Origin of the sequence: Synechocystis sp. LEGE 06083, assembly GCF_015207725.1 — a bacterium.
GTDB classification, from domain to species: Bacteria; Cyanobacteriota; Cyanobacteriia; order Cyanobacteriales; family Microcystaceae; genus Synechocystis; species Synechocystis salina.
The window spans coordinates 1-11,325 of the sequence record NZ_JADEWJ010000106.1; the positions used below are offsets into that span (position 1 = coordinate 1).

Genomic DNA, 11,325 nt, shown 5'->3' on the forward strand with positions numbered 1-11,325 from the left:
AGTCTTTATTCTTACCTTCCTGATATTAAAGTTTATTCTTTTTTCTTGGTTTAAATGAAACTAGAAATATGCTCAAATTTATAGGCATTGCATTACTTGCTGCATTGGTAGGCTATGCTTTTGGTGTTATGGCTGGAATCTTCATTCTCAATAATTTCTCCACTAATGTTCAGGATAAACTCTTGGAATTAGCGATGACCTCAATCTTTTTCTTTGGCCCAGTGGGAGCTTTGATAGGATTGATTATTGCAGTTGTGTATCAACTTTTACACCGATATTTATGAGTTCTTTATATCCCTGATAAAAAATATGTTTAAAAAATCTTAATTGGATCTTTGAAATATATGATTGATTATGGATAGATCGCCTACATCCTCAATGCACGGTGGTAATCCACGGTGCCATCAAATTTAAACCCCACAGAAAGTCGGGCTTTAGCCGGGCGGATTTTCCTTCCCATCAGTAACCTAAAGATATTTTGGCGATCGGTAGGAGTTCTTAGTTCCTCTGACCTAACGGTAAAGATCAGCTGCGCCGACGGCGTTCGTCTGAATCGATTTGTTAGAATTCCACATTGGTAGAACGTTTTCCCTGTATCTCAGCCAGGCTTTTCTGCCGTTCCGCTTTGTAATCAAGGCCTGCATCAATTTCAGCAATAAAACGGTACTTCAAGAAGTGCCAATCAAAAAATGGACTTTCAGGATTAACAAGATAGTCACCCATTACGTATTGAGGGACAGCATGGCTTATGAAGACAATTGACTGTGCCATTGCCTTTTGAATGACATCTGTAATCGAGTTGATATCATCGGGTGATTCTTTTCCTCCCGTTCTCCCCTCATCCACCCTGGCAATTCGCTCTTGGATTACATCGGCGCTGTAGTGTATGTATTTAGACGTAAGACCATATATTCTGCCCACATCTTCAAGAAATAAACGTGATGAGTCCTCTGACAGGAAGTGAAATTTAATTTCTCGCATTCTTGATATTTTGTGATCAGCTAACTCTGATCTGAACTTAAGAACTTTCTCGGCGATCGGCAATTTATAGTCTTTCTGCTGTATGTAGGAGAGCTTTATTGAGGACTCTAATAGTGATCGCATTTCCCTTATTACCGGATTATGGATGCCTTCACGAATGCAGGTCAAAGACATCATTGAAGTCTCTATAAAATCATGAGCCGTGTATGAAAGCAGGTGATTTTTGAAATAATCTGGGTCCCGGCCCGCGTCCATGGTCGTGAAGCTAAGCCAATGAAGGTATGACATCACAATATGATGGCATCGTGCATAAGCCGGCCTAAGAGCTTCTGGGATGTCAGTGTCTTCGCTTAGACGCATTGGATTCTTACTAGCGAATATATAGCAGATGCAATATATTTACCTTATTTTGGTTAAATATCAACCTGGATTCTTGGCAATAGTGCGAGAGTAGGTGTAGATTTTGAATTTCGGTGTGGCGATCAGCTACGGATAAATTTCTTGTTCTCAACGACTCAAATCAGCGGCGACAAACAAGTACTATTCAATTAATAACATTTTTTGTTCAATTTTTTGATTTGCAATACCAAATGGAACATGAACCATGGGAATATCTCCTGCCTCTGATTCCAAATGTGACCTCTGATCGTCAAAAAACATATGTGGCTTGAGAACGGTAAGTATTCGCTCTTTCTTCATGCCTCCAAGGAAAAACGTTTCGTTTGAGCTTACACCCCATTTTTCAAGCGTCGTTATAACTCGTTCATGCGCTGGGGCATTCCTGGCGGTAACAATAGCTGTCCGTAAAATGCGTTTGTACTTTCTATCCTCTTCTTCCGCCTGGTCTTCCAGTTTTTGCATTAAAGATAGTTTTTTGAATAAATCTGCCAATGGCCCTGGATTGTGAGGTATGTGAGATTTCTCGACTTCATGCTGGTGAAATGCATTTAACTTACCATCTTGAAATATCGTCTCTGATTCGTCATCTGCAATAACGCCATCAAAGTCAAAAGCAATCCTTAATTCGCCATCCGCTACATCATCCACAACTTTAGTCGGAAGAACAGTTCCTGCGGGATAACCACAATCAATTGCTTTCAATACATCTTCTTCATTTGCCGAAAGAAAGAGTGAAGCATTAAAGGCTGGTATATATTCGTATGGCGACTTACCTTCCATAAAAGCGGCCCTTGATATATCTAACTCGTAATGCTTTATTGACCGAAATACACGCTTACCTGTTGCCGCAGAATTCCTTGACAATAGAACGACTTCAACAGGCTGCTCCTTCTCGAACCTCTTATTTATGCTCAAAAATCGCCGAATAAATGGAAACGCCACTCCTTTTTCAAGAACAGTATTCAAATTCTTCTCTTGGAACTCCTTGTAAGCCTTTGGCCCATTTTCTCGAAACATTCTGTCAGACTCACTTAGATCGAACAGTGCGCTTGATGAAACAGCGATGACCAGTTTTTTTTCAATTGGGTACGACATGTTTTCTCGTTATTAAATCAAACTATTGATTATACGGAAATTTTTCGTATAACACTCTTTATAAAGTAACGATATGTGGAAATCCTCGGCATATCACCCTATTTAGGTCTGATTGCCGGAAAATTTTTGAGTGAATCTAGCTTTAGGCGATCGCCAGCTAAACCCCTATTTATTTCGCTTCCTCCAATCCCAAGGACCCTCTGCATTGCCATTTGCCCAAACCCCAGCTTTATTGGCGATCGCCTACAATATCCTCAATGCACGGTGGTAATCCACGGTGCCATTAAATATAGACCCCACAGAAAGCCGGGCTTTAGCTGGGCGGACTCAGGTTCTCATTAGTGACTTAAATATATTTTGGCGATCGCCTGGGTTTCCATACTTTTTCCAGGGCTAACGATTCCTCATTTTTGTCATAATGCCTATAAAGAACGGTTGTTAAATCTTAATGATCAGCGCATTACTAAAGATGGCATTGTGATCATTAAAGCCCAATCCCACCGTACCCAGGAGCAGAATCGAGAGGAAGCCCTACAACGACTCCAAGGGTTAATCAAGAGCATCATGATCTTACCTAAACCACGCAGGCCCACAAAACCAACCCGCAGTTCCCAACGAAAGCGTCTGGATGTTAAAACCAAACGCAGTGCAGTTAAGGCCCTAAGAAAATCAATTGATGAGTAGTTTTCATTAGGCGATCGCCAGAAGATAAGTTTTGCCGTGTTTAACTAACCCCTAGTAATTTTTGGATTATCATCCATGGCTTTAATGCACGGTGGTAATCCACGGTGCCATCAAATTTAAACCCCACAGAAAGCCGGGCTTTAGCTGGGCGCACTTTGCTTTCCATCAGTAACCATAATATGAAGCTGGTTATTGTTACACCGATTACTGGGTCTTTTTCTCCAATGGCGATCGCCCTTAGAATTTGGGTATGTTTGATAATCTTTGCAAATTTCTGGCTGAATCCTTTTCCGAAGACTATGCCGCCTGGTTGCTGGGACGACCAATCAAATTGACCAAGCTCAGTCCGACGGAATTATCCCTGGAACCAATTCGCGCTGACTCCCTAATTTTGGAGCAATCGGAAGACTTGGTTTTACATTTGGAATTCCAAACGGAACCTGACCCCACCATGGGTTTTCGGATGTTGGACTATCGGGTGAGAGTTTATCGCCGTTTCCCCCAGAAGACTATGCACCAATTTGTCATCTACTTGAAACGTAGTAGTAATGACTTGGTTTATCAGGATAGTTTTCAGGTGGGGGAGACTGTGCACCGTTACCAAGCGATTCGGCTCTGGGAGCAACCATCGGAAGCATTTCTCCAAAGTCCAGGGCTATTGCCCCTAGCGGTATTGACGCAGACCTCTGACCCTACATTAAAATTGAGGGAAGTGGCGACTGTGCTGGAACAGATTGAGGATAATCGAGTTAAGGCCAATCTCATGGCAGCAACTTCTGTTTTTGGAGGAATTCTGTTGTCGCCTGAACTTATCAAGACAATTTTAAGGAGTGAAATTATGAAGGAATCCGCTGTCTATCAAGAAATTTTAGAGGAGGGTAAAATTGCCGGGAAACTAGAGGGAAAATTAGAAACCATACCCCTGTTGAAGAAATTAGGTCTTACAATTGCCGAAATTGCCAAGGAATTAGATATTGATGTTGAACTGGTTAATCGGTTTGTTGCTAACCAGAACAATTAAGGGCTGAAATGGTCATTGGAACGAATATGACTTGACTGATCTTTTGGTGATCTCGCAGAGGTCCGTTGCGCGGTGCGCCGTTAAACCCCTAGTAAAATTTGTTGATTGCCTACAACATCGTCAATGCACGGTGGTAATCCACGGTGCCATTAAATATAGACCCCACAGAAAGCCGGGCTTTAGCCGGGCGGACTCAGGTTATCATTAGTAACCATAATACGAAGCTGGTTATCGTTACACCAATTACTGGGTCTTTTTCCCAAACAGCAGTCATCAATCAACTAACCCGAAGACTCTTCCAATGAATTGCAACTATTCCTGTCAATAAGTATTATATTACTATAATCTTTCCAATAATATAGACAACATTAAGATTTTTGGCAAAATAAAAAAATACTGATAGCATGTGCAAAAGCAAGGCATAGTATTTTTTAGTTTAATTGTCCTGTAAGTCTAGAGGAAGATAAATGATTATTAACAAAAAAATTAAAAAGATAATTTTAATATTAGCTTCCGTTTGTTTGATTGGAAGCTCAGGAATATTGATTTACAAAACAATCAATAAAAATAGCCCTGAACAATTAACTGAAGAAGTGATCCAGTTACATAAGAAGGGAGAATTTTCAAAAGCAAAAATTGCCGCTGAAAATCTTGTTGATAAAACAGTAAAGAAATATGGTCAAGAAAGTTTAGAATATGCTAAGTCCTTACATTTTTTAGGTGAAACTTATAATATGTTAGGCGAATATGATAAGGCAGAGAATAATTTCAGACAATCAATACATATTCAGGAAAATAAATTGGGAAAGGATCATATAGAACTAGCTGTAAATTTATCTAATTTAGCTGCAGTTTACGACTACAAAAAAGAATATTCAATGGCGTTAGATATGTACCAAAGAGCACTCGCAATCCAAAATAAACATCTAGGAGAAAATCATGTAAATACTCTAATGACAAAAAATAATTTAGCAACACACTACTTAGAGCAAAATAAGAGTGAAAAAGCTTATGAAATGTTAAAAAAAGTTGTAGAAATATCAAGTGAAAGCTATCCGGGTCAAAACATTCACATTCTTTCTAGATCTAATTTATCAGAAGTTTATGCACAACAAAATAAATTAAATGAGGCTATTGCATTTTATCCGCAACTTCTTATAGATAGAATAATATTATCTGGTTATAATAATCATGAAGTTTTAAAATCTTTAAACAATTTTGCTACCATCCTTTATAAACAAGAAAAATATGTAGATTCATTTTTTGTATTTGGCATAGCTCTTAACCTGGCTAAAGATCTACCTAATATTGATGAGAATGTAAAAGATACATTTGTGATTTTTCAGTCTAAGTCATTTGAAAATCTTAAGTATCCTTCCCCTGGGATGGATACTTTTTCTTCAGAAATTCAAGAAGATATTAAAAATATGCAGGAAAAACTTAATCTTGCTTTCGATAATTGTCAAAAAAACATGACTGAAGATAATTTAAATATATGCTTAGATTTAAGCTATCAAGCACATAAATTGTATGAAGATCAATTAGGGGAAAATTTTATGTTTACAGTAGAAATACAAAATACGATTGGACATCTAGAATTTATAAAAGGCGATATAAGCAAATCTGAAAAGAATTTACTAGAAGCAAATAAAAAAATTAATCAAATTGCTGGAAATTATTCGTCTTTGTATGGTAGAAATAACTATAATCTAGCCTATTTATATAATTCCATAGGTGATTCCAATAATGCCAAAAAATATGCTGATAATGCTATAGAAAATGCAATTATAAATAATAACAAAGAACTTATAGGAAATTCTCTAAATCTTTTATCTGAAATAAAATAAATATGAAACTATTTCAAGCTAAAACTAAGTATAATTTATATTTTTTTCTTGCAATAACTTTCATTATCTGGATATGTGGAAAATTTTATAGGCTTCCTTTTGACGAAGCCGAAACTTATACTGGTCAGACATTTTCACTCTCTCAACAGGGAAAATTAGTTTTAGCAGAAGGAACTGTAAAAAGGGCTGGTAAAAATCGCCAAGGAATAACTTTCTTAACTATTCAGGGAGAACAAGGAGAATTTGGAGCATCTTTTTTCCCTTCCCTAGGTAAGTTGCCATTTAATCCTAGAGTAGGAGACTATATTAGCGTATTAGGATTGTTAGGCAGTTATCAAGGTAAACCACAAATTTCTCCCTTATCATCTCAAGCTATCTCTTTAAAAGACCAATCAAATTATCAAACTAATAATAATTTTCCATTACTTTTGATTAGTGAATTATCAGACTACATAGATCAAATAGTTATTGTCCAAAATGTTAGAGTTATTTCAGTAGAAAAGTTTAAGTCTAGAGAGGGTAAACAAATGTTAAGATTCAAGTTAATTGACTCAAATAATAGAGAATCAATTGACGGCGTTTTTTTTGAAGGAGATTGGGATGAAGAAATGTATCAGTTGATGAATGAAGAAAAAACCATTAATATTTTAGCAAAAGTAACTCGATTTCGTGGTAATTTATCTCTAAATGCTAAGAATGTGGAACTAAATTAAGTAATCAATTAAATTGTAACTAAACAAATCTACATGATTTTTATTTTATCTCTTTTGGCGATTTTATTTGGTTTATTGACTGGAATAGTAACTGGTTTAACCCCTGGCATTCATGTTAATGTGGTTGCCGCTTTAATGGTTGCTTTTTATTCTGCTAGCTTATCAAATATTGATTTAACTTTAGTAATTGCAATTTTTGTTGTATCAGTAAGCATAGCTCACGCATTTTTTGACTATATTCCAAGCCTTTTTCTTGGTATTCCCGGCGACTCTGTTTATGCTTTATTGCCTGGACAAAAATTAATTAAACAAGGTGATGGAGGTGAAGCACTAAGATTATCATTAGAAGGTTCTTGGAGAGGATTAATTTACGCTTTTTTTATAGCTTTAGGACTAATTATATTATCTTTTGTTGGGCTAGATTTACTCGAAATAATGGAAGATAAAATTAAGCCTTTTCTTTTTTGGATTTTACTCGCTATATCATTAGTATTAATTTTTGATGAGCGTAAAAAAGGGAAATTACTATGGGCGACTATAATTTTTTGTCTTAGCGGTCTGTTTGGAATTATTACCCTTGGGACTCCATTAGTTCCGGGAGGGTCTTCTTCCGCTTTTAGTGTTTTATTTCCAGCACTATCAGGTTTATTTGGAATTAGTGGATTGCTTCTTTCCTTATTTGACGATACAGCTAGTTTACCGCCACAAAAACCAGATATTTCGCTTAAGCTCAGTAGTTCCAGCGTTAATACTTCTTCTCTTTTGGGAACATTATCTGGCATGGCTGTTGGCTTATTGCCTGGGTTGGGTTCCGCAAATGCAGCGGCACTTTTGCTGTTAATCACTGGTAATCAAAAAAATGAAAGCAGTGATAAACTTTATATTGTTACTACTTCTGCAATTCAAGCATCTGATACTCTATTTGGCGTTACTGCACTATACTTCATTGAAAAGTCTCGCTCTGGGGCATCTGTAGCAATACAGTCTGTGCTGGGTCAAATAAGCCCATGGCAAGTATTGATAATTATTTTAGTGATGGGATTAGTTGGGTTTCTCAGTCGGCTGATAATTTTAAATTCTTGGCAATTTTTCATAAGAGCTATTAATTTTTTCAATTATCAATCTTTAACTATTGCTGTAATTATATTTATAACAATATTAGTTTTATTAACCACAGGATTTTGGGGATTAATGGTGCTTTTAGCTGCAACTTCACTAGGCATTCTTCCTCCAACAATTGGTGTTCGTAGATCTCAAATGATGGGATTCTTTTTAATACCTGTAATGCTTTTCTTTAGTGGATTGCAAGAGCCTATAGTTAATATACTACACCTACAAGCAAAAATATCACCAGCACCTACGGTTAGTATTAGTCAAATAGTTCAAAGTTTAGTAATTTCTTTTTTAATTGCACTCATAGCTTACTTTATAGGAAATTTAAAAAATAAAAATTAGCATAAACTAAAGGTAAATAATAACCAACAAAAATTTAAATACAGTAACTTAACGCTAGTATATCTCATTAAAATAGTTATAATTCTTACTATTAAAAATATTTATTTCATAACCTGGAATTGAAATTTCGTAATATATTCAATATATTTTAAATAAAGTTTATTTTTATCTATGTCGTTTTTTTGGAGTCTAGATGACAATTATTATTGAAAATTTTTGACTAAAATGATACAAAAGCTATATGCTATGAAAGCTTTAAGTTCTTTAGTAATTTTTACCAAACTTTTGTATGATTAATGATCCTGAAAATAAAAGCACAGATACTGTAAATAATATAGGTTGTGGATGTGGTTGTGGATGTTTGTCGATAATTGCATTGCTTTTTTTCGCTCTTTTATTACTTTACGGAATAAACAGCCTAACAAGTTCACCGTATGAATATAATGATTGTTCTGGCTATGATGATCACCTCAATGGTAAACCAGGTTGTCGCCAATATTAACTTTATATGCAAATAAGAGACTTGATCAAAGTGCAATTGAACTAAAGGCAACTATGGCGATATGAATTATTGTTTCAAATGATTCTTAATTTTTCTAAAACTGTAATAAATCTAAACGTTTATGCAATGATTAGAATTCATCTATAGAGATAAATCTTGCTTTTAACTTCTCTTTATTGGCATTTCTCTATTTTTGATTACGCCATCGCCCACTATTGCTTTCAATCGCCTACCAAACCCTACTTATTCCTTTTCCGCCAATCCCAAGGCCGTTCTGCATCCCCATTAGCCCAAACCCCAGCTTTAGATGAGATCGCCTGCTGTTCTAAGAATTCATACTGCTCTGCATTCTCAGGGCATGACTTCTTATAACGTTCATAGTAGTGGGCCATACCAGCCAAAACCATTTCTCCATTGACCCCCACCTCAAGCCCTGGCGTGTCGGTTATTGCAAAAACTTCCACCACACTGCGCCCATACTGGTCTTTTTCCGCACCCATCAGAATAATTTCCCGATTATCTATCAGCATTGACCGCAGATAATCTCTCGCCTCCACTCCACCAGCTTGTTCTAGTTCCGGGGCATCAATGCAGGCCAACCTCACCTTAATTTCCTCGTTGGTAACATCGGCCACTGCCCGAAAGGTATCTCCATCATGGACTGAACCAGGCTTGACCCGCCAGGTCTTATCGGGATTGCGTTTTTGAGTGACCATAGTATTTTCAGCCATCTCCTGCATTTGCTCCTGACTACAAGCAGTAACCATAGTGGCCAATAATGACAGAATTAGCCCAATATTCTTGCCCATAGTGTTACCGATAAAATCTGATAATTATAAACGTCAAAATCGTAATTGATGAACAAATAAAGCAAGAAAAAAAGCGATAAATCGGTAACAAAAAGAGCCTTGACAAAAAGAGAGGGACATATAAAATAGCCCCACTCAATGACACTCCCTGCAATTATGAAATACAAACTACTTTCCAGTCTAGCGTTGGTGACACTGGGCATAACGACGCTTGCCCCTGGAGCTTTTGCCAACCCAACAGTGGGACGTGAAACCCGCACCGGGGACATTTACGTTTCCGGTTTAGGTAGTTATCAATCCATCAAAGGTGAATATTCATCCCTGCCCAGATCCACCAATAAAAACGCCAACGAGTGCGGTGTGATCAAATTAAGTGGTTCCTCCGCCAGTTTGCCCATAAATGCCGGAGATACTTTCAAGCTCAATGGAGGTACGGACATTGCCTTTAACTCTTTGGTGGTGGAAGCAGAGCCAAAATGTTCCAACGGTGTGCTGGTGGGTAATCCTACTCCATCCGCCACCCTGAAGGATTCCAACGGTAACGTTTACTTCACTGGCCTGACTCCCTATAGCTCCAACGTGGTCACCTACAACAATGCCCCCACCCTGCGGAGTGTGAAGGCATCCACCTGTGGCACGGCCCGGTTCTCCAACTCCGGTAAATATGTGGTGACCTCCGGCTCTTTAACCATTACTGATTCCGCCACGGGGTCAACCATAGTGACCATTGCCGACGTGGGAGCCATGACCGCCGTTTCCGGTGGGCCCATCTGCCGCAACGGTGCCACTTTCACCACCGCTGATTGGCCATCTCCTTAATGCCGTTTGCCCAGCACTCCTCACTAGGGTTCTTAATCCCCCCGTCCATAGGCTTCCTCCCTTATGAAGGGGGGTTGGGGGGGATATTTCTTCATTTGCTGCGGGCTTTTTTAATTTGATATTGCATCCCCTTTTTTTCTATGAAATTGTTACTCGCTTTAACGCTGGGGTTCTTTTATGTTCTTCCTATCCTTGCCCAAGCCCCTGAGATGCCGGAAGAGCCTGCCCCATTGGAAGACGCAACTATGGAGCCGATGCCTGATATTACTCTGCCTCCTGAGCCTCCAACCCCCAGCGGCAAGGGCCCAAACTGAAGACAATCCCCATGATTCCCTCAGTCTTTACGACAAGTATGACGACGGTGCGGAGGTGATCACCTTCACCGGCTTGGAACCCCATACCCACTACGAATTCACTGACCTGGGTGGGGGTTACATTGCCAAAGCCACCACCAACCATTGCAGTATGATGACCGTCAAAGTGCCGAAAAAATACCCCTTGGCCAGTCAGCCCTACAGTGGCCATGACAGTGGCATTTGGAACACAGGTAGATTGGTCAACGGCACAGCTTTCTTTTGGCGCAACCGACCGGATTGGGACAACATAGTTGCGGCTGGCACTGGGGCTGATATGACTCTGCCCGACCACCAGATTAATTGCGCTTACATTGTGGGGCGATTTTCTTGGTTTGCCAAACTGAAAGACAACGTACTGATTTTCTACGCTGCTGACCGGGATATTCCCCCCAACTCGACCTTTTTTGTCCGCTTAGATGGGGGAGGGCCAGTGCCGTGGAAATTTAGCCAAAGAAAGAAATCTAACGCCTGTGGCCACGTAGCTTTCAAATATTACTGGAGATTAACCGCCAGCACTAAAAAGCCCGGTTATGACTTGGACTATGCCGATGGGTTTGAGTTGCGCAAAAATAACGTCTTGGTGAGAAATTATAGCTGGGCAGATTGGTATAGATGGACACCCCGCCCCATTTGTAGCAAGGGCA

Annotated in this window: 12 protein-coding genes and 1 pseudogene; 10 read left to right on the top strand and 3 right to left on the bottom strand. The window is 38.8% G+C overall.

Annotated features, from left to right (window positions below; translation table 11 throughout):
* The first annotated feature begins 68 nt into the window (after positions 1 to 68).
* Positions 69 to 284, top strand: a complete 216-nt coding sequence (locus IQ219_RS09760) for a hypothetical protein (RefSeq protein ID WP_194072469.1) — start codon at positions 69 to 71, stop codon at positions 282 to 284.
* A 277-nt stretch (positions 285 to 561) separates the two neighbouring features.
* On the opposite strand, the gene IQ219_RS09765 is transcribed toward IQ219_RS09760, so the two are convergent.
* Together IQ219_RS09765 and IQ219_RS09770 are read right to left on the bottom strand one after the other, a co-directional pair.
* Positions 562 to 1,236, bottom strand: coding sequence for a hypothetical protein (locus IQ219_RS09765; protein ID WP_194072470.1), 675 nt, complete (start codon positions 1,234 to 1,236; stop codon positions 562 to 564).
* A 285-nt stretch (positions 1,237 to 1,521) separates the two neighbouring features.
* Positions 1,522 to 2,475, bottom strand: a complete 954-nt coding sequence (locus IQ219_RS09770) for a 5'-nucleotidase (protein ID WP_194072471.1) — start codon at positions 2,473 to 2,475, stop codon at positions 1,522 to 1,524.
* Positions 2,476 to 2,605: 130 nt separating this feature from the next.
* Here IQ219_RS09770 and IQ219_RS09775 point away from each other — a divergent pair, with 130 nt between their 5' ends.
* The 7 genes and pseudogenes from IQ219_RS09775 to IQ219_RS09805 all read left to right on the top strand — a co-directional run bounded on the left by IQ219_RS09775 (position 2,606) and on the right by IQ219_RS09805 (position 8,697).
* Positions 2,606 to 2,746: a hypothetical protein gene (locus tag IQ219_RS09775; RefSeq protein WP_194072472.1), complete on the top strand. Its 141-nt coding sequence runs from the start codon at positions 2,606 to 2,608 to the stop codon at positions 2,744 to 2,746.
* A 152-nt stretch (positions 2,747 to 2,898) separates the two neighbouring features.
* Positions 2,899 to 3,159 (top strand): annotated as a pseudogene (gene arfB / locus IQ219_RS09780) (alternative ribosome rescue aminoacyl-tRNA hydrolase ArfB); the annotation flags it as partial.
* 250 nt (positions 3,160 to 3,409) lie between these two features.
* Positions 3,410 to 4,180 carry an Rpn family recombination-promoting nuclease/putative transposase gene (locus tag IQ219_RS09785; protein WP_194072473.1) on the top strand — a complete coding sequence of 257 codons (771 nt, stop codon included), beginning with the start codon at positions 3,410 to 3,412 and terminating at the stop codon, positions 4,178 to 4,180.
* Positions 4,181 to 4,647: 467 nt separating this feature from the next.
* Positions 4,648 to 6,027 (top strand): tetratricopeptide repeat protein, encoded by a 1,380-nt coding sequence (locus IQ219_RS09790; RefSeq protein WP_194072474.1) that lies wholly within the window; start codon positions 4,648 to 4,650, stop codon positions 6,025 to 6,027.
* 2 nt (positions 6,028 to 6,029) lie between these two features.
* Positions 6,030 to 6,740, top strand: coding sequence for an OB-fold nucleic acid binding domain-containing protein (locus IQ219_RS09795; protein WP_194072475.1), 711 nt, complete (start codon positions 6,030 to 6,032; stop codon positions 6,738 to 6,740).
* A 33-nt stretch (positions 6,741 to 6,773) separates the two neighbouring features.
* Positions 6,774 to 8,195 carry a tripartite tricarboxylate transporter permease gene (locus IQ219_RS09800; protein ID WP_194072476.1) on the top strand — a complete coding sequence of 474 codons (1,422 nt, stop codon included), beginning with the start codon at positions 6,774 to 6,776 and terminating at the stop codon, positions 8,193 to 8,195.
* Positions 8,196 to 8,484: 289 nt separating this feature from the next.
* Entirely contained in the window at positions 8,485 to 8,697 is a 213-nt protein-coding gene (locus IQ219_RS09805) for a hypothetical protein (protein ID WP_194072477.1), read from the top strand.
* Positions 8,698 to 8,936: 239 nt separating this feature from the next.
* On the opposite strand, the gene IQ219_RS09810 is transcribed toward IQ219_RS09805, so the two are convergent.
* Positions 8,937 to 9,464 (bottom strand): thermonuclease family protein, encoded by a 528-nt coding sequence (locus IQ219_RS09810; RefSeq protein ID WP_194072478.1) that lies wholly within the window; start codon positions 9,462 to 9,464, stop codon positions 8,937 to 8,939.
* Positions 9,465 to 9,662: 198 nt separating this feature from the next.
* Between IQ219_RS09810 and IQ219_RS20110 the strand changes: the two genes are divergently transcribed.
* Both IQ219_RS20110 and IQ219_RS09820 read left to right on the top strand, forming a co-directional pair.
* Positions 9,663 to 10,325: a hypothetical protein gene (locus IQ219_RS20110; protein WP_228016895.1), complete on the top strand. Its 663-nt coding sequence runs from the start codon at positions 9,663 to 9,665 to the stop codon at positions 10,323 to 10,325.
* Between the two features lie 177 nt (positions 10,326 to 10,502).
* A partial coding sequence (locus tag IQ219_RS09820) for a hypothetical protein (protein ID WP_194072479.1) occupies positions 10,503 to 11,325 on the top strand: 823 nt, incomplete at its 3' end.

Coding starts and splice junctions, on each gene's coding strand:
- IQ219_RS09760 (WP_194072469.1), top strand. CDS start 69: ATGCTCAAATTTATAGGCATTGCATTACTTGCTGCATTGGTAGGCTAT.
- IQ219_RS09765 (WP_194072470.1), bottom strand. CDS start 1,236: ATGGACGCGGGCCGGGACCCAGATTATTTCAAAAATCACCTGCTTTCA.
- IQ219_RS09770 (WP_194072471.1), bottom strand. CDS start 2,475: ATGTCGTACCCAATTGAAAAAAAACTGGTCATCGCTGTTTCATCAAGC.
- IQ219_RS09785 (WP_194072473.1), top strand. CDS start 3,410: ATGTTTGATAATCTTTGCAAATTTCTGGCTGAATCCTTTTCCGAAGAC.
- IQ219_RS09790 (WP_194072474.1), top strand. CDS start 4,648: ATGATTATTAACAAAAAAATTAAAAAGATAATTTTAATATTAGCTTCC.
- IQ219_RS09795 (WP_194072475.1), top strand. CDS start 6,030: ATGAAACTATTTCAAGCTAAAACTAAGTATAATTTATATTTTTTTCTT.
- IQ219_RS09800 (WP_194072476.1), top strand. CDS start 6,774: ATGATTTTTATTTTATCTCTTTTGGCGATTTTATTTGGTTTATTGACT.
- IQ219_RS09805 (WP_194072477.1), top strand. CDS start 8,485: ATGATTAATGATCCTGAAAATAAAAGCACAGATACTGTAAATAATATA.
- IQ219_RS09810 (WP_194072478.1), bottom strand. CDS start 9,464: ATGGTTACTGCTTGTAGTCAGGAGCAAATGCAGGAGATGGCTGAAAAT.
- IQ219_RS20110 (WP_228016895.1), top strand. CDS start 9,663: ATGAAATACAAACTACTTTCCAGTCTAGCGTTGGTGACACTGGGCATA.